General features: G+C 59.7%; 18 protein-coding genes. 9 read left to right on the top strand and 9 right to left on the bottom strand.

Features of this window, described 5'->3' with window-relative positions; translation table 11 throughout:
* Nucleotides 1-44 precede the first annotated feature (44 nt).
* Nucleotides 45-1,253 carry a S9 family peptidase gene (locus I6E74_RS07940; RefSeq protein WP_197124541.1) on the bottom strand — a complete coding sequence of 403 codons (1,209 nt, stop codon included), beginning with the start codon at nucleotides 1,251-1,253 and terminating at the stop codon, nucleotides 45-47.
* Nucleotides 1,254-1,332: 79 nt separating this feature from the next.
* Between I6E74_RS07940 and I6E74_RS07935 the strand changes: the two genes are divergently transcribed.
* The 4 genes from I6E74_RS07935 (at nucleotide 1,333) to I6E74_RS07920 (ending at nucleotide 6,578) form a co-directional block, all read left to right on the top strand.
* The gene (locus tag I6E74_RS07935; RefSeq protein ID WP_197124539.1) at nucleotides 1,333-1,929 is read left to right on the top strand and encodes a DUF3000 domain-containing protein; all 597 of its coding nucleotides are present in this window, start codon (nucleotides 1,333-1,335) and stop codon (nucleotides 1,927-1,929) included.
* Nucleotides 1,922-3,178, top strand: coding sequence for an HRDC domain-containing protein (locus I6E74_RS07930; protein ID WP_307784428.1), 1,257 nt, complete (start codon nucleotides 1,922-1,924; stop codon nucleotides 3,176-3,178). Before I6E74_RS07935 ends, I6E74_RS07930 begins: the two co-directional genes overlap by 8 nt.
* Nucleotides 3,179-3,255: 77 nt before the next feature.
* Nucleotides 3,256-4,452, top strand: a complete 1,197-nt coding sequence (locus tag I6E74_RS07925) for a thiolase family protein (RefSeq protein ID WP_197124535.1) — start codon at nucleotides 3,256-3,258, stop codon at nucleotides 4,450-4,452.
* Between the two features lie 2 nt (nucleotides 4,453-4,454).
* A complete protein-coding gene (locus I6E74_RS07920) occupies nucleotides 4,455-6,578 on the top strand; it encodes a 3-hydroxyacyl-CoA dehydrogenase NAD-binding domain-containing protein (protein WP_197124534.1) in 2,124 nt (707 codons plus the stop codon).
* A gap of 126 nt (nucleotides 6,579-6,704) precedes the next feature.
* Here the strand turns inward: I6E74_RS07920 and dxs are convergent, their stop codons facing one another.
* The 5 genes from dxs to dut all read right to left on the bottom strand — a co-directional run bounded on the left by dxs (nucleotide 6,705) and on the right by dut (nucleotide 13,588).
* Entirely contained in the window at nucleotides 6,705-8,651 is a 1,947-nt protein-coding gene (gene dxs / locus I6E74_RS07915; RefSeq protein ID WP_197124532.1) for a 1-deoxy-D-xylulose-5-phosphate synthase, read from the bottom strand.
* 141 nt (nucleotides 8,652-8,792) lie between these two features.
* Nucleotides 8,793-11,609: an aconitate hydratase AcnA gene (gene acnA / locus I6E74_RS07910; protein ID WP_307784427.1), complete on the bottom strand. Its 2,817-nt coding sequence runs from the start codon at nucleotides 11,607-11,609 to the stop codon at nucleotides 8,793-8,795.
* Between the two features lie 181 nt (nucleotides 11,610-11,790).
* Nucleotides 11,791-12,522, bottom strand: a complete 732-nt coding sequence (locus tag I6E74_RS07905; protein ID WP_197124528.1) for a DUF3159 domain-containing protein — start codon at nucleotides 12,520-12,522, stop codon at nucleotides 11,791-11,793.
* Nucleotides 12,519-13,127: a DUF3710 domain-containing protein gene (locus I6E74_RS07900; RefSeq protein ID WP_197124526.1), complete on the bottom strand. Its 609-nt coding sequence runs from the start codon at nucleotides 13,125-13,127 to the stop codon at nucleotides 12,519-12,521. The genes I6E74_RS07905 and I6E74_RS07900 overlap by 4 nt, the downstream gene beginning before the upstream one ends.
* A complete protein-coding gene (gene dut / locus I6E74_RS07895) occupies nucleotides 13,124-13,588 on the bottom strand; it encodes a dUTP diphosphatase (RefSeq protein WP_197124524.1) in 465 nt (154 codons plus the stop codon). The genes I6E74_RS07900 and dut overlap by 4 nt, the downstream gene beginning before the upstream one ends.
* Before the next feature lie 69 nt (nucleotides 13,589-13,657).
* Here dut and I6E74_RS07890 point away from each other — a divergent pair, with 69 nt between their 5' ends.
* Nucleotides 13,658-14,113, top strand: a complete 456-nt coding sequence (locus I6E74_RS07890; RefSeq protein ID WP_197124522.1) for a DUF3093 domain-containing protein — start codon at nucleotides 13,658-13,660, stop codon at nucleotides 14,111-14,113.
* Here the strand turns inward: I6E74_RS07890 and I6E74_RS07885 are convergent.
* Nucleotides 14,088-14,381 carry a DUF4193 domain-containing protein gene (locus I6E74_RS07885; RefSeq protein WP_100389298.1) on the bottom strand — a complete coding sequence of 98 codons (294 nt, stop codon included), beginning with the start codon at nucleotides 14,379-14,381 and terminating at the stop codon, nucleotides 14,088-14,090. The genes I6E74_RS07890 and I6E74_RS07885 overlap by 26 nt on opposite strands.
* A 199-nt stretch (nucleotides 14,382-14,580) precedes the next feature.
* Between I6E74_RS07885 and sepH the strand changes: the two genes are divergently transcribed.
* Complete coding sequence (gene sepH, locus I6E74_RS07880) at nucleotides 14,581-15,591, top strand: septation protein SepH (protein WP_197124520.1); 1,011 nt, start codon at nucleotides 14,581-14,583, stop codon at nucleotides 15,589-15,591.
* On the opposite strand, the gene I6E74_RS07875 is transcribed toward sepH, so the two are convergent.
* Nucleotides 15,588-16,685 carry an alkaline phosphatase family protein gene (locus tag I6E74_RS07875; protein ID WP_307784425.1) on the bottom strand — a complete coding sequence of 366 codons (1,098 nt, stop codon included), beginning with the start codon at nucleotides 16,683-16,685 and terminating at the stop codon, nucleotides 15,588-15,590. The genes sepH and I6E74_RS07875 overlap by 4 nt on opposite strands.
* A 54-nt stretch (nucleotides 16,686-16,739) precedes the next feature.
* Between I6E74_RS07875 and I6E74_RS07870 the strand changes: the two genes are divergently transcribed.
* Nucleotides 16,740-19,199 carry a DNA topoisomerase (ATP-hydrolyzing) subunit A gene (locus I6E74_RS07870; protein WP_197124516.1) on the top strand — a complete coding sequence of 820 codons (2,460 nt, stop codon included), beginning with the start codon at nucleotides 16,740-16,742 and terminating at the stop codon, nucleotides 19,197-19,199.
* Nucleotides 19,200-19,339: 140 nt separating this feature from the next.
* Here the strand turns inward: I6E74_RS07870 and I6E74_RS07865 are convergent, their stop codons facing one another.
* Nucleotides 19,340-21,418, bottom strand: a complete 2,079-nt coding sequence (locus I6E74_RS07865; RefSeq protein ID WP_197124514.1) for a type IIA DNA topoisomerase subunit B — start codon at nucleotides 21,416-21,418, stop codon at nucleotides 19,340-19,342.
* Between the two features lie 215 nt (nucleotides 21,419-21,633).
* Between I6E74_RS07865 and I6E74_RS07860 the strand changes: the two genes are divergently transcribed.
* Both I6E74_RS07860 and I6E74_RS07855 read left to right on the top strand, forming a co-directional pair.
* Nucleotides 21,634-21,852, top strand: coding sequence for a hypothetical protein (locus tag I6E74_RS07860; RefSeq protein ID WP_197105747.1), 219 nt, complete (start codon nucleotides 21,634-21,636; stop codon nucleotides 21,850-21,852).
* Nucleotides 21,853-21,925: 73 nt separating this feature from the next.
* A complete protein-coding gene (locus tag I6E74_RS07855) occupies nucleotides 21,926-22,927 on the top strand; it encodes a sugar-transfer associated ATP-grasp domain-containing protein (RefSeq protein ID WP_197124512.1) in 1,002 nt (333 codons plus the stop codon).
* The last annotated feature ends 49 nt before the right edge of the window (nucleotides 22,928-22,976 follow it).

The following is a 22,976-nucleotide window of genomic DNA, read 5'->3' as shown; positions in this document are numbered from 1 at the left end:
CGAGAGTCGCCGGGGATTGCTCGACCTCCTGCGGTTTGCGAGCTCTAGGCGACGTCGGACTCTTCGGGGCCGGCATCCGTGCTCAATTGGAGCGCAAGCCACGTGCGAATCGCTAAGAGCCACCGCTCGCTGTCGTAGTTCCACAGTCTCGTGTGGCCCGCGGTGTCAAACTCTTCGTAAGTGACAATATCGGGCCGAGCTTCGGCTAGCGCTCGCGAGGGGTCAACCGGAACATATCCGTCGTCGTCGCTGTGCATGAGCAAAATGGGGCGGTCTAATTCTTCTGCACGATCAACAAAGTTGAGTGTGTCGAAGTCGAGCGGGTGTGCCGTGCCCACGAGAAGTTGAGCTTGGTCGCTGCCCAGTACTGCCACCGCAGCCCGGGGAATCATTGCGGGAATTCGATTCAAATCGCCGTGCAACTTGATGGTCGGCCCCCACGCAATCACTGGAGAGTCGAGCACTAGCCCGATAATCATGTCGCGGAAGCGAGATCGGATCAGAGTGTGAAGCGCGGTTGCACCACCCATCGACCAGCCCATGAGAATAATGCGCTCGGCACCCGCAGAGCGGGCGTACGCGATCGCTGCGTCGACATCGCGATACTCGGTAGAACCCAACCCGTAGCGCCCGTCCAGCGAATCCGGCGCCTCAGTGTCGTTGCGGTACGAAATCGACAGAGAAGTGATTCCGGCATCGTAAAACTCGCCAAGCGCCCGAACCGTTTCTGGCCGCTGCACACCTCGACCGTGAATGTGGATGGCCCACGTCGTGCTCGGGGAAGGTGCGGGAATGAGCCAGGCCGGCGCGAATCCCAGCTCTGTCTGAATCTGCACCTCAGAGAATTCAAGTCCCAGTCCAGCCGGCGTCAGATAAAACCATCCGCTCGTGCGCGCGTTGTCTCCCGGATGCGGGACACCGGTTTCAACGTCGATCAGCTCCCGCGCAACCCACTGCGCTCCCTGAGAAACCACAGGCCCGATGCGGGCGAGACCCGTTTCGTCGGCAAACCATAGGCTGAAGCGCCCTGGTGCTCGACTCTCTTCCGCTGAGGACAACACAATCGTCGACTCCCCGACCGCAAGAATCCGCAGATTGCTGTCGGCTCGTCCGGGAGGAGTTACCACGCGACGGGCGACAAAGACCGAGAGCACCGCCCCAGCCACGACACCGAGTGCGGCGATAGCGGCCGCACCGATCGCGACTCCGCCGGAGACTCCGGCAACAATGCGCAAGCGATCCCGTGCCCGCATATCAAAACCTCCGTCTCGCAGCCGCCCTAGCGCGGCGTGCCTCACTAGCGATCGTTCTCGTAAAGCCTAATCTTCAGTCGTGCCCGATTCGCCAGCTGGACCAACACCACCCGCGGCATTTGCTTCAGCGGTTGAGTCGCTTCGTGCTGCGACTTTGCGCCCTGAGCTCGCGATTACTGAGATTTCAGCACCCACGCAGATCGCTCCTTGGTCGTTTGCTCTTGCTGCGGATGTTACGCCTTCCCGCCATGGCGAAGACTCCGATCTCGGCACTGGCCGCTTCGTACTTCTGTATGACCCGGCGTCTCCCGAGGCCTGGGACGGCGAATTTCGCATCATCTGTTTCGCTCAAGCTCCGCTCGAGCCGGAGATCGGTGTCGACCAGTTCCTCAGCGAAGTCACGTGGTCGTGGCTCGTGGATGCGCTCGATAGTCGAAACGCACAGTACGACCAAGTATCGGGAACGGCAACCCGCATTCTGTCCACCGGATTTGGCGAACTCGAGTCCCAGCCGGATGGCGCACAAATCGAACTTCGAGCGTCATGGAGCCCCCAAGACCTCGATATTGCCGCACATGTGGAAGGCTGGAGCGAGTTAGTCTGCATGCTTGCCGGACTTCCTCCCACGAATGAAGGAGTCACTATGTTGTCGGCCCGTAGAGCTGGACGTGAGTAGCGCCACCGACAGTGCAGCCCCTGAGGGCGAGTCGCACGCTACCCAAGCCCCTCATGTTCCCGTTGACGTCATAGACGATCGGGACGAATATCTTGCCGCCGTGGCAGCCATTGCTGCCGGTCACGGCCCCATCGGAATCGATGCCGAACGAGCAAGCGGTTACCGCTACTCTCAGCGCGCGTACCTCATCCAGATTTTCCGCCGCGGGGCTGGCACCTTCCTCTTCGATCCCCCCGCCATTGGTGACTTCAGCGAACTGAACGACGTCATTGCAGCGGAAGAGTGGATTCTGCACGCGGCCACGCAAGACCTCACCTGCTTGCGTGAAGTTGGCCTCCATCCGACGCGCTTGTTCGACACCGAACTGGGTGCGCGCATCGCGGGCCTCCCCCGCGTGGGACTCGGCACTGTCGTTGAACATCTGTTGGGCATCCATCTCGCGAAGGAGCATTCGTCAGCGGACTGGTCTACACGGCCCCTTCCTCAGTCGTGGCTCGTCTATGCCGCCCTCGATGTTGAGTTGCTCGTTGATCTCCGCGAAGCGCTCGGCGATGTTCTGGAAGGCGATGGCAAGGGCGACATTGCGCGTCAAGAGTTCGAATCAGTTCTTGCTCGCGACTTGAGCCATGTGCGCGCCGAACCGTGGCGCCGCCTCAGCGGGGTTCATTCAATTCGCGGCGGTAAAAACTTGGCTGTGGCACGAGAGTTGTGGCTTGCACGGGATGCTTACGCTCAAGAAGTCGATACCGCCCCAGGACGGCTCGTGCCCGACGGCGCCCTGTTGGCCGCCGCCAAGCTATTGCCCGAGTCAAAGCGCGAATTGTCGAGCCTTCGAGAATTCAGCGGTCGCGCAAGCCGGACGCAGATTGATCGCTGGTGGCAGGCCATTTTGGCAGGGCTGGCATCTACTGACGTTCCTGCGTCGCGAGTAGCCAGCGACACGCTTCCGCCACCGCGGGTGTGGTCGGATAAGAATCCCGCAGCAGATCGTCGCCTCAAGGCTGCTCGCGCCATCATGGCGGAGTTCTCCGAAGAGATGTCTATCCCTATTGAGAATCTGCTGACCCCTGATCACTTGCGGCGGGTGGCGTGGAATCCGCCCGCAGAAATCACGCTCGAAAGCATCTCGGACGCTCTCACAGCACTCGGCGCTCGCCAGTGGCAACTTGACGTATCTGCACAGTCAATCGCCGAAGCCTTTGTCGAAGCCAACCAAACTCCTGAGGACTCGAACGACACCAAGTCGTAGGAACAATCAAAGGATTCCCCACGCTAATCTCCCCCACCTAGGATCAGTTCTACATCCAAGGATTTAGTGGAGGCATTGTGGCCAAGGAAACTGAGATTGTATTCGTAGATGGAGTCCGTACTCCGTTTGGACGTGCAGGCGAGAAGGGCATGTTCTGGAATACCAGAGCCGATGACCTCGTCGTCAAGGCGATGATCGGCGTGCTGGAGCGGAATCCCCAGATCCCCAAGGATCGCTTCGACGAAGTAGCCATTGCGGCAACAACTCAGACCGGAGATCAAGGTCTCACGATCGGTCGCAGCGCCGCGATGCTAGCCGGTCTACCGAAGTCCGTTCCCGGCTATGCGATCGATCGCATGTGCGCCGGCGCTATGACGGCCGTCACGAATGTGGCTGGTGGAATCGCGTTCGGCGCGTACGACCTCGCCATCGCCGGAGGCGTGGAGCACATGGGTCATCACCCGATGGGTTCGGGCGTTGACCCCAACCCCCGCTTCCTCTCTGAGAAGCTCGTTGATCCCGAAGCCCTCAACATGGGCAACACGGCCGAGAAACTGCACGACCGTTTCCCGCAGCTCACCAAGGAGCGCTCCGACGCATTCGCACTGCGCAGCCAGCAGCGAGCCAATGCGGCGTACGAAGCCAACAACATCCAGCCCGACCTCATCTCGGTGGCCACTAAGAGCGAAGCTGGCTGGGGATTGGCGACCCGCGACGAGGGCCTGCGCCCCGAAACAACTCTTGAGGGCCTCGCAGCGCTCAAGACGCCTTTCCGTTCACACGGACGCATCACCGCCGGCAACGCGTCCGGCCTGAACGACGGTGCAACCGCCAGCATCATCGCCAGCGGGGATGCCGCACGCGAGTACGGCTTGAAGCCCAAGATGCGCATGGTGAGTTTCGCCTACGCCGGCGTGGAACCAGAGATCATGGGAATCGGCCCGATCCCTTCAACAGAGAAGGCGCTCCGCAAGGCCGGCTTGACGATCAACGACATCGGCCTTTTCGAACTCAACGAAGCTTTCGCGGTTCAGGTGCTGTCGTTGCTCGATCACTTCGGAATTGACGACGAAGATCCTCGCGTCAACCAGTGGGGCGGCGCTATCGCCATGGGCCACCCCCTCGCATCGTCAGGTGTTCGCCTGATGATCCAACTTGCCGCCCAATTCGAGCAGCACCCTGAGGTCCAGTTCGGCCTCACCGCGATGTGCGTTGGTCTCGGCCAGGGTGGATCCGTCATTTGGGAAAACCCGAACTACAAGGGAGCAAAGTAGCCATGACCGAACAGTTTGCACGTCTTTCGGACCTCGCTAAAGACGAGGTAATTACCCACTCCTTCGTTCGCGATGTGCCGCTCTCCGCTGGCCGCACGCTCGCCCTCATCACTCTCGACAACGGCAAAGACCACACCCGCCCGAATACACTCGGCCCGGCAACTCTGCTCGAGTTTGCGAAGGTGCTCGACGAGCAAAAGGAACGAGCCGCTGCTGGCGAAATCCACGGTGTCGCCGTCACAGGCAAGCCCTTCATTTTCGCGGCCGGTGCTGATCTCTCGAAGGTCAGCGAGATTCCTGACCGCGAGACCGGCAAGCAAATGGCTCAGTTGGGCCACTGGGCGCTCGGTAAGCTCAGCGAGCTTGGCGTGCCATCATTCGTATTTGTCAACGGACTAGCACTTGGTGGTGGTGTTGAGATTCCCCTCAATGCTGACTACCGCACCATCGATAGCTCGGTTCCCGCCTTCGCTCTTCCTGAGGTCTTCCTCGGCCTGATTCCCGGCTGGGGTGGCGCATGGTTGTTGCCTAACCTGATTGGCATCGAAAACGCCCTCAAGGTTGTAATTGAGAACCCACTGAAGAACAACCAGATGCTCAAGGGTCCTGAGGCTTTTGAGCTCGGCATCGCGGACGCCATGTTTGGCCCCGCAAACTTCCTGGAAGACTCAATCCGCTGGGCCGACGGAGTCATCGCCGGCACCACGAAGGTTAAGCGCAAGAACGAGCCGGGCAAGATCGAACGCACGGTGAAGTGGGATGTCGCTATCGGCATCGCCGACAAGATGTTAGCTAACCGCATCGGCCGCGTTGCTAAGTCTCCCTACGCTGCTCTCGCGCTGCTGAAAGCCGCCAAGAACACCGACAAGAAGACGGGTTTCGAAGCAGAAGACAATGCTCTGGCCGACATGATCTCGGGTGACCAATTCCAGGCCAGCATCTACGCGTTCAACCTGGTGCAGAAGCGCGCCAAGCGTCCAGCGGGAGCCCCCGACAAGGAGCTCGCTCGCCCCGTCACCAAGGTGGGCGTCATCGGCGCAGGTCTCATGGCGCGTCAATTTGCGTTGCTGTTCGTCCGTCGTCTGCAGGTTCCGGTGGTCATTACTGACCTCGACCAGACCGCGACGGATGCCGGCGTCACAGCGATCCACGCAGAGATCGACAAGCTGCACGAGAAGGGTCGCCTCTCCTCCGACGACACCAACCGTCTCAAGGCACTCGTCACGGGAACAACCAACAAGGCTGACTTCGCTGACTGCGACTGGGTGATCGAAGCAATCTACGAAGAACTCGGCGCCAAGCAGGCCGTCTTCGCCGAGGTGGAACAATTCATCTCTGACGAAACCATTTTGGCCACAAACACCTCTTCACTCTCCGTGGAGCAGATCGGCGCCAAGCTCAAGCATCCTGAGCGTGTCGTGGGCTTCCACTTCTTCAACCCCGTGGCCGTAATGCCGCTGATTGAGGTTGTGAAAACGCCGCACACCAACGACGAGACGCTCGCGACAGCTATGGTTACCGCAAAGAATCTGCGCAAAAATGCAGTCATCACGACGGATACTCCTGGTTTTGTGGTGAACCGTATTCTCGCCAAGGTTCTCGGCGAGGCCATGCACGCTGTCGACACCGGAACCCCGTTTGAGGTTGTCGAAGAATCGACTCGCCCATTCGGCCTGCCGATGACACCGTTTGAGCTGCTCGAGTTGGTTGGCCTCAAGGTGGGAGCCCACGTGCTCGATACTCACCACGCTGCGTTCCCTGAGCGTTTCTTCGAGAGCAAAAACTTGCACAAACTAGCCGAGCTCGGATTCATTTTCGACCGCGACAGCAAGGGCAAGTCGAAGGGCGTCTCCAAGAAAGCCGTAGAGATTGTCAAGGGTGGAACATCCCCAATGACGGCTGAGGAACTTCAGATCCGCATCGAAGATGGCCTGGCCGATGAGATTCACCGGATGCTCGAAGACGGCGTAGTTGCCGCAGCAGAAGACATCGACCTGTGTCTCATCCTCGGTGCGGGATACCCGTTCCAAATGGGTGGTGTTACGCCTTACCTCGATCGCGCTGGCGCGTCAGAGCGAGCTTTCGGTGGCACGTTCCACAACCCGCCCATCCGCGGAGTGCAGTAATCCTTCGCCCTTAGTTAGCACACGACAGAGGCCCGGTTCAGATTATCTCTGAGCCGGGCCTCTGTCGTTAGACGCTCAATCGCGACAGCGCGTTGGGGATGTTCGCGGCGGTGTCGAGACTGCGAGCTAGCCGCGCTCTGCGGGCAGGCGGAACTCTTCTGAATCCTGCTGTGCAAGCGGACGCGCGACAGGGATCTTGCTTCCCAGTACTTGCGCAACAACATCGCGAGCGATGTGTTGTGGAGTCAAACCGACCTGGTTGAGGATGTAGTCGCGGCTGCCGTGGTCGAGGAAACTGTCGGGCAGCCCCAATTCGTTCACAGCGGTATCCACGCCACTGGCACGCATGTCTTGTCGGATTCGCGTTCCAATTCCCCCCACGCGCACGCCGTCTTCAATCGTGATCACGATCCGATGGTCAGCAGCAAAATCAATGACGCTCTTGGGCACCGGAACAACCCAGCGTGGGTCAATCACAGTGGCGCCAATGCCTTGAGCTGCCAGGAGCTCGGCAACTTGCAGACCAGTCTTAGCCATCGAACCGACCGTGACGATGAGAACATCGCGCTGATCGTCTTCTCGCAACACATCAACACCGTCGTCGGTGCGGCGTACGGCGTCGTATTCGGTGCCTACGGTGCCCTTAGCGAAGCGAACGACCGTGGGTGCATCGTCAACCGCTACGGCCTCCCCCAACTCCTCACGGAGGCGCGCGGCGTCGCGGGGCGCAGCAATACGGATGTTGGGTACGACCTGCAGCAGCGCGAGGTCCCACATGCCGTGATGGCTAGCGCCGTCTGGACCGGTCACGCCTGCCCGGTCGAGAACGAAAGTCACGCCTGCGCGATGGAGCGCGACATCCATCAAAACCTGATCAAATGCCCGGTTCATAAAGGTGGCATAGAGCGCGACTACGGGATGCAAGCCACCGAACGCGAGTCCGGCCGCCGACGTGACCGCGTGCTGCTCGGCGATGCCGACGTCGTGAACGCGCTTCGGGTACTTCTCTGCGAAACGGTGGAGTCCCGTAGGCCTCAGCATCGCCGCGGTGATACCGACGAGTCGAGGATTCTCATCAGCAAGCTTCACGATCTCCTCAGAGAACACAGACGTCCACGATTCCGCGCCACTGGGTTCAATCGGTTCGCCCGTTGCAGGATCAATCTGCCCCACCGCATGGAACTGATCGGCGACATCCATCAGAGCCGGCTCATAGCCGCGACCCTTTTCGGTGATCGCGTGCACAATCACAGGCGCACCGTATGACTTCGCCTGCTGCAGAGCCTCGGTGAGCGCGCCGATGTCGTGACCGTGAACCGGGCCTAAGTACTTGATATCGAGGTTGGAATACAGCGCCTCGTTATTGCTGACACGTGAGAGGAAACCGTGGGTACCACCACGGATGCCGCGATAGAGTGCGCGACCGGGACCTCCGAATGCACCGAAGAAACGCTCGCTTGAACCGTGCAACGAACGGTAGGAACGGCGCGTACGCACGCTGTTGAGGAAGTGCGCCATTCCGCCGATAGTTGGCGCGTAGGAGCGACCGTTGTCGTTGACGACGATGACCAGATTGCGACTGTTGTCGTCGCTGATGTTGTTGAGCGCCTCCCAGGTCATACCGCCAGTGAGAGCGCCATCGCCCACAACGGCGACCACATGTCGGTCACCCTGCCCGGTCATCTCGAAAGCACGAGATATACCGTCAGCCCATGAGAGCGAGCTCGACGCGTGCGAGCTTTCAACGATGTCGTGTTCTGACTCAGAACGCTGCGGATACCCCGCGAGACCCCCTTGCGACCGAAGTTTCGCGAAGTCCTTGCGGCCCGTCAAAATTTTGTGAACGTAGCTCTGATGTCCTGTGTCGAACACCACGGCATCCCGCGGCGAATCGAATACGCGGTGGATAGCGGTCGTGAGTTCGACAACACCGAGATTTGGGCCCAAATGTCCACCGGTGCGCGAGACATTCTCGATCAAAAACTCACGAATCTCTTGGGCTAGTTGAGTAAGTTGCGCCGTGGAGAGACCATCAAGATCTCGGGGACCGTTGATTCCCTCGAGTAAATTCATGCCTTCAGTCTAGGCTTCTTCTTCCCCGTTTTGAACAAATGTGCATGAGGTTCTGAGACGACCCACAGCCTCTACACGACACACAAAAGGCGCGCGGCGAGAGCAAAGCTCCCTGCCGCGCGCCTTCGGCGCACGCGCTAGTTAGACCAGCGAACGCAATACGTACTGAAGGATGCCACCGTTGCGGTAGTAATCAGCTTCACCAGGAGTATCGATACGCAGCTTCGCATCGAACTCGATCGTCGCCTTGCCCTCGGGCGAGTGCGCGGTCGGTTCGGCGACTACGTGCAGAGTGCTCGGGATGCGGTCGTCGTTGAGTTCTTCGACGCCCGAGATGCTGATGCTCTCGGTGCCGTCGAGTCCCAGCGACTCCCAGCTCTGGCCCTCAGGGAACTGCAGCGGCAGAACGCCCATTCCGATGAGGTTAGAGCGGTGAATACGCTCGAAGCTCTCGCAGATGACGGCCTTCACACCGAGCAAGCTTGTTCCCTTGGCTGCCCAGTCACGCGACGAACCGGAACCGTACTCTTTGCCACCAAGAACGACGAGCGGAGTCTCCTGCGCTGCGTAGTTCTGAGCCGCGTCGTAGATGAACGACTGCGCGGCATCCGGCGTGGTGAAGTCGCGAGTGTAGCCACCCTCGACTCCATCAAGAAGCTGGTTACGAAGGCGGATGTTCGCGAAGGTTCCGCGAATCATCACTTCGTGGTTTCCGCGACGCGAACCGTAGGAGTTGAAGTCCTTGCGGTCGATGCCGTGCTCAGCGAGGTAAATTCCGGCGGGGCTGTCACCCTTGATCGAACCGGCAGGGCTGATGTGGTCGGTCGTAACCGAGTCACCCAGCTTCGCAAGAACACGGGCACCCGTGATCGAGCTGACCGGAGTGATCTCCATGGTCATTCCCTCGAAGTACGGGGGCTTGCGCACGTAGGTCGACTCGTCATCCCACTCGAAAGTGGAACCGGTGGGCGTGGGCAGGTTCTGCCAACGCTCGTCGCCGTCGAAGACACCCGCATATTCGTGGGTGAACATCTCACGGTCGATCGACGAGTCGATCGTTGCCTGAACTTCAGCCGCGTCGGGCCAAATGTCCTTCAAGAAGACATCCTTGCCCTCCTGGTCTTGGCCGAGTGCGTCGTTGTCGAAGTCGAAGTTCATCGTTCCGGCAAGGGCGTACGCGATAACCAGCGGCGGGCTCGCGAGGTAGTTCATCTTCACGTCGGGGTTGATGCGACCCTCGAAGTTACGGTTACCGGAAAGAACCGCGGTGACCGCAAGATCGTTCTCGTTGATCGCGGTGGAGATTTCGTCTTCCAACGGACCGGAGTTACCGATACACGTGGTGCAGCCATAACCGACGGTGTAGAAGCCGAGAGCTTCAAGCGACTCATCGAGTCCCGACTTGGCGTAGTAGTCAGTGACGACCTTGGAACCGGGAGCCAGGGTGGTCTTGACCCACGGCTTCGACTTCAATCCCTTTGCAGCCGCGTTGCGAGCCAAAAGGCCTGCCGCGAGCATGACGGAGGGGTTCGAGGTGTTGGTGCACGACGTGATCGCGGCGATGGCAACTGAACCGTGGTCGATCGTGAACGACTCTCCACCTTCAACATTTACTGCGGTCGGCTGCGATACGGCCACCGGTGGGTGGCTGGCGTGGACGGTCGAGGGCACGTGAGCCCAGTCCTCGTCCTGCGGGGTGGTTCCACTGGGATCAGAGGCCGGGAAAGAACCCTCAACGGCAGCGTCAACCTTGGTGTGGTCCGTCGCCGCGTAGTTGCAGAGATCGATCTCGAACTGGCTCTTAGCCTTGGTGAGCTCGATCCGGTCCTGGGGACGCTTCGGTCCAGCGATCGAGGGAACAACGGTACCGAGGTCCATTTCGATGTACTCGCTGTAGTTGGGCTCGACGCTCGGGTCGTGCCAGAGCTTCTGAAGCTTGGCATATGCCTCGACGAGTTCGACCTGCTCTTCGCTGCGGCCGGTGAGGCGCAGGTAGTCAAGGGTCACGTCGTCGATGGGGAACATCGCAGCGGTGGAGCCGAACTCGGGGCTCATGTTTCCGATGGTTGCGCGGTTGGCGAGCGGCACTGCGCCGACTCCCTCTCCGTAGAACTCGACAAACTTGCCGACGACGCCGTGCTGGCGCAGCATCTGCGTGATTGTGAGAACAACGTCGGTCGCGGTGACTCCGGCAGGGATCGTGCCGTTGAGCTTGAAACCGACGACTTTGGGGATGAGCATCGAAACGGGCTGGCCGAGCATTGCTGCCTCGGCTTCGATTCCGCCGACGCCCCACCCAAGCACTCCGAGGCCGTTGACCATCGTGGTGTGCGAGTCGGTGCCGACGAGGGTGTCGGGGAATGCCCGAGTCTTGCCGTCAACTTCACGGGTGTACGTGACACGAGCGAGGTGCTCAATGTTGACCTGGTGAACGATTCCGGTTCCGGGAGGAACAACCTTGAAATCGTCGAACGCGCTCTGGCCCCAGCGAAGGAACTGGTAACGCTCTCCGTTGCGCTCGTACTCAAGCTCAACGTTGCGCTCAAGCGCATTGTCCGAACCAAAGAGGTCGGCAATGACCGAATGGTCGATCACGAGCTCTGCGGGGGCGAGCGGGTTGATCTTGGTGGGGTCTCCCCCAAGTTCGGCAACGGCCTCACGCATGGTGGCGAGGTCAACGATGCACGGAACGCCAGTGAAGTCCTGCATGACAACGCGTGCAGGAGTGAACTGGATCTCGGTGTCGGGGTCTGCACTAGGCACCCACGACCCGAGGGACTCGATTTGCGACTTCGTGACGTTCTTGCCGTCTTCTGTGCGCAACAGGTTCTCGAGCAGAACCTTGAGGCTAAACGGCAGCTTTTCGTATCCCGCTACCTTGTCGATGCGGAACACTTCATAGTCGGACGAACCGACTGTGAGGGTGTCTTTCGACCCAAAACTATTGACTGTCGACACTGTCATCTCCCTTGCTACGGTTCTTCAATCCTTGCGCGGAGCGTGCGCTGCATCCAGCAAGGCAAGCCTAAGGCTGAATCGCAAATAACGCGCTGCGATCGCGGCCAAAAGTATCTTGACGTCGAGATAAATATACACCATCGTCGTCCGGTCGCCTCGACGCCACGGCGATGACGAAGAACTACTCGGTGGTTGTGCGCCCGTAAGCAGTGCGCATAAGAAGCCAGGTGACCCAGAGCACTCCCGCGTAAAGCGGAACACCGAGCAAGAGCTTCATCGTCGCCAGCGCCTGAGTTGCCTCGGCGAAGTAAAGCGGAAGTTCAATCCCAAGCCGTACCGAGAACAAGCCTGCCCACAGCACGGTGGCGATCAACGCAACACGGAACTTTGCCTTGTCTTCACGCCAATCGGCAGCTGTCGGCACCAGCAACGCCGCGATGAGGCCGACGAGCGGACGCCTCGCGATGACGCTCACCACTATCGCTACCAAGAAAACTGCGTTGATAACGAAACCCAACAGAAAGTTGTCTTCGGCGCGCCCGGTAAAGAGCGCAAGGCCGGCGGAGAGAGCGACACCAACGACGCCGACCAGCGCAGACGACACTGGAGTTCTCGTCGCAAGACGAACAGCGACGAAGCCCAGCGCGACCACAACGGGCGCCACGACGGATGCGACCAGTTCTTGAGTAATCGTGAAAATTACCAAGAACGCGAGCCCGGGCAGAATAGACTCCACCAAGCCGCGCACACCACCCATTGCTTCGAGTAGAGCGCCCGAAGTAGGAGCCTCCCCTGGCGCCACATGGCCGACGGCGGAACGACGAGCCGCAGCCGCGAGTGCTTCACGAACTGTCGGATCCGCGGTCACCTGGTCATCTTCAGATTCGCTCGACGGCCCGCCGACTGAACTCACGCCTGAGGTTCCTTCTCACCCGTTGCAGGCATGTGTAGCGGGATGAGGTCGCGAGGGGGCATCGGAGTCGTGCCACGGATGACAACGATCGAACGGAACAGATCCTCGATCTTGGTTGCTGCTTCCTGGCTCGTCAGAGCTTCACCGGCGATTACTCCCCGCAGGAACCAGCGCGGACCGTCAACGCCAACGAAGCGCGCGATGCGCTTCTCGCCGGGCTTGCCTGCAACAGGAATTTCGGCAAAAACCTCAGGGCCAAACGGGCCGTCCGAGACCTTTGTAGTCCCGCCCTGCGAGTGAACCTGATCAATGATCTGCTGACGAATCTCGTGCCAAAGCCCGCTCGACCGCGGGGCCGCAAAGGGTTGGATTTGAAGCGTCGAACCAGCGTAGTCAAGCCCAACCGCAACGACGCGCTTGCTTGCTTCTTCAATTTCAAGGCGCAAGTGCAACTCTTGACGCGGAAGAATCTTCACTCCACCAAGGTCAACATACGGACGAACAGCATTTGCTTCGCTCTCGTCGAGAGGACCATCGCTCGCACGATTCTCCGGTGCCGACTTAGGGTGATCCTGCGGCTGGTCGGTTTCAGTGGTGTCGCTCACGAAGTGGCTCCTTGTTGTGTTGACTCTGCGCGGTATCCGGTCGAACCGAAGCCCGACTCACCACGATGACTGCCCGGAAGGGTGGAAACGGGAATGAACCTAGCCCGAGAAACGGGCATAACGATCATTTGCGCGATCCTATCGCCCGGCGCGATCTCAAAAGTGGATGAACTATCAGTGTTCAACAACGTAACGCGAATTTCGCCTCGGTAGCCAGCATCCACAGTTCCAGGGCTATTGACGATAGTGATGCCGTGACGGGCTGCCAGCCCGCTGCGAGGTACCACGAACGCTACGTAACCGTCGGGCAGTGCAATCGACACCCCCGTCGCGATGGTGTCCCGTTGGCCGGGCGAGAGAGAGTAACTGCCTGCAGAATACAGATCAGCCCCAGCGTCACCCGGATGCGCGTACGCAGGCGTCTGGCCGGCTGAGATGAGCACCTCTACGTTGTCAATCACGAGTCGAGGTTAGTGCAGATAGGGCGTCAGCCCGAAACGCCCGGCGCAAAATCAGTGTGTAATGGACGAGTGACTTACTACCGTGAACGCTTGTGGCCCACAGCGTGGCTCTACATCAGCACCGCACTCATCATTCCCGCGAGCATCTTGGTGTTCCTGCCGATCAATATCTTCGTGGGATACATCACCGCAGCAGTGCTCTATATCGGGATCGTGCTGTTCCTGCTGTGGTCTGCACCGACGATCACGGTAGACGACAAAGAACTTCGTGCGGGAAGCGCGCGACTGCCGATCGCTATCATCGGCGACGTGACGAGCTACAACGGGGATGAAGCGACTCTCGAACGCGGGCAGCGACTGGATGCGCGTGCTTGGCTGATGATCCGAGGATGGGTCTCGCCGGTTGTCAAACTTGAGGTACTCGATGAGAGCGACCCGACACCGTATTGGTTGTTGTCGAGTCGCACTCCCGAATTGCTTGCTGGAGCGATCGCGCAGTCTAGGCTGCACACTCCAGGCAAATAGCGCCCAGCTTGGTTGTGTGGTCTACCTGCGAGCGGTGCTTCACAAGGAAGCAGCTCACGCAAGTGAATTCGTCCGCCTGAGGAGGCAGAACGACCACATCGAGGTCCAGGTCAGAAAGGTCTGCGCCGGCGAGCTCAAAGTTCGCCGGGTTGTCTGAATCGTCGACGTCAACCGAGCCCGACATTTTGTCAGGAACACGCTCTTTAAGAGCCTCGATCGACTCGGAGTCGTCGTCGGTCTTACGAGGTGCGTCGTAGTCGGTGGCCATGCCCATCCACTTCTGTTTTACGTTGAATCACCGGAATCGGCGGGCACAGTCTCCATGAAAGCGAGGCGAATTGCAAACCGCCGATTCTGCATCACTGTGCAGCGCCTGTGATAACTGTTGATGGAGGCGTGTTATTCCCAAAGAAACCACCCAATGCGTGCGACCCTAAAGGGAATCGTGAGGGCTGGAGAAGTTCACTATGGAAGACCTTCGGGTAATCGAAGTACAAGACGGTGCGCTGATCGTGTCGAGCAATGATGGAACGCGCTTCCGACTCGCCGTCGATAACGTGTTGCAGTCGCGTTTGCGACAGAGCCGAGCGCAAACAGGCAGCGGCCCCAAGCTTGCTCCCCGGGAGATTCAGGCACATATCCGGGCAGGAATGTCCGCTCAGGACGTCGCGAATCTCACCGGCGCTGACATCGACTACATCGAGCGTTTCGAGGGGCCGGTCGTCGCTGAACGCGAATTCGTCGTCAAATCTGCGCTCGGCGTGCCGGTGCATGTTGCGGGTGAAACGGACTCGCTGACGTCGTCGCGCACGTTCGGATCCGCTATTCGCGAACGACTCGTCGACGTGAATGCTGCCAATGAGCGGTGGGCTAGCTGGAAAGATCCTGAGAATGGGTGGACGGTCAAGCTCTCGTTCAACTCAAACAGCATCGACCATGATGCACGTTGGCAATATGACCCCAAGCGCCAATCTCTTGTTCCGCTCAACAACGAAGCCAAGACTCTCTCCCAGCAGGGTGAAACGACCGGCGCGCTTATCCCCCGACTCCGCGCCGTTGCGCCCGCCGAAGGAACTGCCGACGCCGCACGCTTCGACAGCGGAGCGTTCGATGTCGATGAACTTCACGACGAGCCCGCGCCGATCAAGCCGGCGGAACTTCCTGTTATGCGCGATCGCAGCGCAGAAGCGGGTGTTGGCAACCAGACCGCAGATTTGCTCGACGCTCTTCGTCGTCGTCGCGGCGAGCGGGAGCCCGCGAACTTTGCGGCAGACGAGGATGAGACTGACACCACGACCGGTGCCGAACCGTCGATGCGCCTTCTCGATCCTCCCGCCGCAGAGCAACGCCGCGATGCACCAGCACCGCCGCAAGCGACCGCGCCACAGCCGACAGCGAAATCGCGTCGCCGTCGGGTTGCGATGCCGAGCTGGGACGACATCGTCTTCGGAACGAAGCCAGACGAAGACCCCGCTTAGCGAGCGAAGGCACCGAACTTCAGAAGGGGAACACGAAGTTCTTCGTCTGACCAGGATCCGTGCTGGCCGATCATTTTTCTGCCGGAGTTATTGGTAACGCGGGAGTCGTAGTAAGCGATCCCCTTGCGTGCGGCGACGATAATGTCGCCAATGCGCGCCCCGACATCTGGGGCGACCTCGCCAAACCAGCCAGCAGCAATTGCAGCGTCACGGCTTGCTACCCACGAACGCTGACCTTCTGCGTGCTGCCAACGCTCAAGGACCGCTTCCCGCTCGGCAGCCGTCAGTTCAGGCGCGAGATGCAGCTGGAGGCAGCGTGGCTCCCCCGCAACATGCGCGATTCCCTCAATAAGTTCCGGCGCCGTATCGAAGAGCACGTGCGATTCAGGAAGAACGTCAATCATTCCGTGATCGGCAGTGACGAGAAGCCCCTGGTCGTCAGCAAGTTCGCCCACCACGCTGCCCACCGCGGAATCGAGAGATTCAAGTGCGTGCGTCCACTGGGACGACTGCCAACCATTCGCATGACCAGCCATATCGAGCTCTGGCGCATAGACGTAGGTGAGCGAAGGTTCAGCGCTGGACTGTCCAACCGCCACCGCCACACGAAGCCGTTCTGCAAGAGAACCTGCAGCGACGTACCTAGCGCCGCGCAGCACCGCCTGTGTAAAGCCAGAGTCTCGATAGCGAGCCGCTCCTACCGCCACCGCAGAAAAGCCACGTTCGGTTGCGCGCTCGAAGATCGTCGGAACCCGCTGCCAGGTCGACGGCTGCATGCGGGAATCCCATCCGGAAAGTTGGTTGAGCACGCGATCGTTGAGCGGATCGAGAACGCTGTAGCCCACAAGACCATGCTGTCCCGCTCTCGCTCCCGTGGTGAGACTCGCGATCGCCACTGCTGTAGTGGTGGGAAATCCCGACTGAATCACGGTGTTCTTGGAGAAGGCTCCGGCCAAAGTTCTGGCATGCCCCAATCGCGCCTTAAGGTTGTGGGCCCCCAGTCCGTCAACAAGCAACACGACAGCGTGACGAACGGGAGGCAAGCTCAGTCGATTCTCCTCGCCCGCAATTGCCTGAAAGGAACTTGACAACACATCGGTTAGGTTCGCTGAGTCTGGGTTGAGCGCCGGTAACATTAGGGCAATCCTATGGCTACTCCCACTAAACCCACCCCAGACTCCCCTGCCGGCGAACGCATTGAAGACATCGATGTCACGACCGAGATGCAGGGCTCGTTCCTGGAGTACGCGTACTCCGTCATCTATTCGCGCGCACTCCCCGATGCCCGCGACGGCCTGAAGCCCGTTCAACGCCGCATTCTCTACCAGATGAGCGAAATGGGACTGCGGCCCGAAAAGGGTCACGTCAAGTCGTCGCGCGTCGTCGGCGACGTTATGGGAAAGCTTCACCCCCACGGTGACGCCTCCATTTACGACGCCATGGTGCGCCTGACCCAGAGCTTCATCCTCCGGGTGCCGCTCATCGACGGCCACGGAAACTTCGGTTCGCTGGATGACGGCCCTGCCGCACCGCGGTACACCGAAGCCCGCCTGCAGGCGTCCGCGATCGCGATGACGGACGATCTCGATGAAGATGTTGTCGACTTCGTGCCGAACTACGACAATTCCACGACCCAGCCCGAGGTCCTCCCTGCGGCCTTCCCGAATCTTTTGGTGAATGGCGCGAGCGGTATCGCTGTCGGTATGGCCACCAACATGGCTCCGCACAACCTCATCGAGGTCGTGGGGGCAGCGCGGCACCTGCTGGCTCACCCCGACGCAACGCTCGAAGAACTCATGCAGTTCGTGCCCGGCCCCGACCTCCCCACTGGCGGCAGAATCATTGGCCTCAGCGGCGTAAAAGACGCCTACGCTAATGGCCGTGGTGCCTTCAAGACCCGCGCCACTGTGGCGGTGGAGTCGATCACGGCCCGAAAGATGGGTCTCGTGGTCACCGAGTTACCATACTTGGTCGGTCCCGAACGCGTTATAGAGAAAATCAAAGACGGCGTCAATAACAAGAAGATCGTCGGAATCTCTGACGTTACTGACCTCACCGACCGAAATCACGGGCTGCGCCTGGTTATCGGCATCAAAACTGGCTTCAGTCCGGATGCCGTACTCGAGCAGCTTTACCGCCTGACTCCGCTCGAAGATAACTTCAGCATTAACGCCGTGACACTCGTCGACGGTCGCCCTCAGACCCTCGGCCTGAAGGCGCTCTTAGAAGTCTTCTTGAAGCACCGCTTGCAGGTCGTCACTCGCCGCAGCAAGTTCCGTCTTGCTCGTCACCTTGAACGCCTGCACTTGGTTGAAGGCTTGCTCATTGCAATCGTCGATATCGACGAAGTTATTCAGGTCATTCGCCAGAGTGACGACAGCGATCAGGCTCGCACGCGCCTGCGCGAAGTATTCGATCTGAGCGAATTACAAGCCGAGTACATTCTTGAGCTGCGACTGCGTCGACTCACCAAATTCAGCCGCATCGAGCTGGAAGCCGAGGCAGAGAAGCTTCGGGCCGAGATCGCTCGACTTCAGGCCTTGCTCGCCGATGACACTCTCATCCGAGCACTCGTCGGAAACGAACTCGACGCCGTGGCGGAGAAATTTGGAACACCGCGACGCACGCTGCTGACAGAAGCTCCTGCCTCCATCGCCACAACATCACGTGCAGCTGCGCGCAAGAACCAGCCTGTGCTTGAGATCGCCGACGAGCCCTGCGTGGTGCTGCTCTCGACAACAGGTCGAATCATTCGAGTCGGAATCAGCGAGGGCGACACCGTATTGGCCGGGTCGCGTCGATCGAAGCACGACGCAATCCGTTCACGCGTGACAACGACAAGCCGCACTGAGATCGGTGCGATCACGAACCGCGGCCGACTCATCCGCTTCACTGCAATAGACCTGCCCAATGTGCCGACGAGTTCTGTGCAGCTCGGTGCCGGCGCCAAGATTAGCGAGTACTTAACGCTCGACAAGAAAGAGCGTGTGTTGGCGATTGTGTCGCTCGAGAGTGATCAGCCCGTTGCTCTCGCTACCCGCCAAGGCACTGTCAAGCGCGTCACACCAGGCGTCTGGCCCTCAAAACCGGACTTCGAGATCATCTCGCTCAAGCCAGGTGACGAACTCGTCGGGGCGGCTCACAGCGCCGACGACGCTGAACTCACCTTTGTCACCTCCGACACCCAACTGCTGCACTTTACGGCTTCCGCTGTGCGCCCGCAGGGGCTCAGCGCGGGCGGCATGGCAGGTGTGCGGGTCAGTTCTGGTGCCGAAGTAATTTTCTTCGACGCACTGGATGCTGACTCCGAAAACGTCGCGGTCACGATCTCAGGTTCGAGCGTCACCATTCCGGGCACAGATCCTGGTCGGGTGAAGCTCAGCGAATTTTCCCAGTTCCCGGCCAAGGGTCGCGGCACCGGTGGAGTTCGCGCTCATTCGCTACTGAAGGGCGAGGACGTCCTCACTCTCGCTTGGGTGGGCGCTGTGCCAGCGACGGCCGTCGGACCGGATGGTGCCGTGCGCCAGCTGCCGACCGAACGTACCAAGCGAGACGGTTCGGGCATGCCGCTCGACAGCGTCATCGGATCCATCGGCTCGACGCCGTAGGACGGCGGACTTCCGGCGGCACAGAACACAGCTGCACAGCCGAGAGGGCTGCCACCTGATCGATTCAGATGGCAGCCCTCTCGCTGCTTCAGTCACCATCGGTGCCGCGGCGTCAACGACGCCCCGCATCCGCTTGGCAGCTAAATGTCAATACGGTCGCGGTCGAGACCCTGACCTTGAATGATGAATTCCTTGCGCGGCGCAACCTCGTTGCCCATCAGCAGCTCGAACACGGTTCCGGCGCTTTCGGCATCCGAAATATTCACGCGGCGGAGTACACGGTTGTTGCGGTCCATTGTGGTGGTTGCCAATTGGTCGGCGTCCATCTCTCCGAGGCCCTTGTAACGCTGGATCGGATCTTGATAACGCTTTCCCGACTTCTTGAGCCCGGCGAGCACGCCGTTGAGTTCCTTTTCGGAATAGGTGTAGATGGTCTCATTGGGCTTCGACCCAGGGTTCATGACGACGACTCGATGCAACGGTGGCACTGCGGCATATACACGGCCATCACGAATCATGTCAGGCATGTACCGGAAGAAGAGAGTGAGCAGCAAAGTGCGGATATGAGCACCGTCGACGTCAGCATCAGCCATGATGATGACCTTGCCGTACCGTGCTGTCGACAAATCGAAACTGCGCCCTGAACCAGCCCCGATGACTTGAATGATCGACGCACACTCTGCATTCGACAGCATGTCGCTGATAGATGCCTTCTGAACGTTGAGGATCTTGCCACGGATCGGCAAGAGAGCTTGGTACTCGCTATCGCGGCCGAGCTTTGCCGTACCGAGAGCCGAGTCGCCCTCGACGATGAACAATTCGCTGTTCGCCACGTCGTTCGAGCGGCAATCAACCAACTTCGCGGGAAGGCTCGAACTTTCGAGCGCGTTCTTGCGACGCTGCGTTTCCTTGTGAGCGCGGGCAGAAATCCGCGACTTCATTTCGGCGACGACCTTGTCGAGCACGAGCGCCGCTTGCGACTTGTCATCGCGCTTGGTTGACGTGAAGCGCTCTGAGAGCGCCGTCGCTACGACCTTGGCCACAATCGCACGCACCGCTGGCGTACCCAAGATCTCCTTGGTTTGACCTTCAAATTGAGGCTCCGGAACGCGAACGGTCAGCACAACAGTGAGGCCCGCAAGCACATCGTCTTTGTCGAGCTTGTCGTTACCCAGCTTGAGCCGGCGCGAGTTCTTCTCTGTCTCCGCACGCAGAAACTTGAGCAGGCTTTGCTCGAACCCTGCGAGGTGCGTTCCGCCCTTGGGCGTGGCAATAATGTTGACGAAGCTTTTGATCACGGTGTCGTAGCCGGTGCCCCAGCGCAGTGCAACATCCACGACACAGTCACGGGAAACCTCGGTGGAAACCATGTGGCCGTTGTCTTGCAGCACCGGAACGCTCTCAGTGAATCCGCCGGATCCGGTGAGGCGCCAAATGTCGGTGATGGGCGGATCGACAGCCAGGTGCTCGACGAACTCAGAGATACCACCCTCAAAGGCGAACGATTCGTGGCGCGGCTCATCGCCACGCTCATCCGTCACGTTTAGCGTGAGGTTGGGCACCAAGAACGCGGTCTGACGCAGACGGTCAATAAGCCCGTCAGATTGAAAACTCGCACCCTTCGTAAAGATCTGGCGGTCTGCCCAATACCGAACCCGGGTGCCGGTGCGCCCCTTGGGCACCTTGCCGATAACCCGCAACTCGCTGCCCGACACGTATGGGCTGAAGGGAGCATCCGGAGTCGGCTCCCCTTTATCGGCGAAAGTTCCTGGCTCGCCGCGATGAAAGGACATCGCGTACGTTTTGCCGTTGCGGTCAACCTCAACGTCGAGTCGCTCCGACAGCGCGTTTACGACTGACGCACCTACGCCGTGGAGTCCACCCGACGCGGCATAGGAGCCCGAACCGAATTTTCCGCCCGCGTGCAACTTGGTGAACACAACTTCCACGCCGGTGAGACCTGTCTTGGGCTCCACATCGACCGGGATGCCACGAGCCTTGTCGCGAACCTCAACGCTCTCGTCAGCGTGCAAGATGACGCTGATCTCTGAACCGTGGCCGTCGAGCGCCTCATCAACCGAGTTGTCGATGATCTCCCACAGGCAATGCATGAGCCCGCGTGAGTCGGTAGAACCGATGTACATACCCGGACGTTTACGAACGGCTTCAAGCCCTTCGAGTACGGACAGGTGACGGGCTGAGTAGTCAGAGCTCGCCATAGTGATCTCCTAGGGTTTGACGACGGAAGGCCATCTTCTAGAGTACGTTCTCCGCCTGACATTGCCGCTCACCGACACCCGCGGCCGCACGCACGTCGCTCGCCGCCAGAAGCGCTACGCGCTGAGCGAAATACCCGCAATGTAGGAAGAATCTTCAGGCACCCATGCTTGTATAGGCGTACGGAATAACAACCGCAAGCAAGAAGGAGTAGGCCATGTCAAACATTGCAACCGAAGACACCCCAGTCGATGAGATGGACTACACCCTCACGGCGGCTGACCGCTGTGACAGTTGTGGCGCGCAGGCATACATCCGCGCGACGCTCGCCAGTGGCGATCTTCTCTTTTGTGCCCACCACGGTGCCAAATTCAAAGACAAGCTGTTCCCGACAGCGATCAAGTGGCACGACGAGTCCAGCCGTCTGAATGCATAACGTAGCGTTGAGCATCATCAGATAGTTTGCTCGCCGCCGACACGTGTGTCGGTATGACCTTCGTAGGAGAACTGTGAAGCGCATCCGGCACTACGTGTCGCGACTTATCTCGCTCGACGTATCGAACATGCTCGCCGTCGCGCGAGCAATCAGCAAACGCAGCGGTACGCCCGTGATCGCGATCTTGCTGGACATGGTCTGGTGTTCCCTTGTCTACCAAGCGGGCTACCTCGACTATGAAGAGTTCGAGTTCAACGTTCTCAGTCGTGCTGAGCGCCGCACGTGGATTACGAGCGGCAACGCCAACTCCATCGTGGTGAAGTACAACCAGCGCGAGTACCGCGAACGTTTCTACGACAAGCCGACGTTCAACACCACTTTTGACAAGTGGCTCGGTCGCGCCTGGCTCGACTTGCGAACAGCTTCCGAAGCGGACTTCGTCGAGTTCGTCGCGCACCATGACCCCATCATGGTGAAGGTTGTCGACAGCATGAGTGGTGCCGGTATCGAAAAGCACGGCGGCAGTGATCTTGCTGACGCACCGGCCCTGTACCGCGAGTTGATGGACAAACGCCAATTTCTCGTTGAAGCGTTCCTCGAACAGCATTCCGGCATGTCTGCGCTCTGCCCTACAAGCGTCAACTCACTGCGAATGATCACCTTCTTCGACGGCGCCGACGTGCATGTGATGGAAGCGGTCCTGCGCATGGGCAATGGCGCCGAGGTCGACAACTACGGCCGCGGTGGCATGTACACCGTGCTGGATGAAAACACCGGAATCGCGAGCTACGGTGCCTTCGACAAGTTCGCCAACACTTTCACCGTGCATCCCCAAACCGGCACACCGATCGTAGGATTTCAGGTTCCGCTGTACGACGAAGTGCTCGCCATGCTCAACACTGTCAGCCGCATCATCCCAGAAATCCCCTATGTCGGGTGGGACGTCGCGATTACGCCGAACGGACCGGCGATCATCGAGGGCAATTACAACACGGGCGTCTTTCAGATGAAGCCGAGCCTTACGGGAATCAAGACAGGCCTGTTGCCCAAGTTCCGCGAAGTCATCGACTTCTAGGGCAGTACTCCCCCGGCCAGTTCACCTTGCGGTGGCCGGCTGGGGCCGA

The sequence above is a fragment of the Salinibacterium sp. SWN139 genome, from assembly GCF_015864625.1.
GTDB lineage: Bacteria > Actinomycetota > Actinomycetes > Actinomycetales > Microbacteriaceae > Rhodoglobus.
This window is presented reverse-complemented; position numbering and strand designations above follow the sequence as displayed.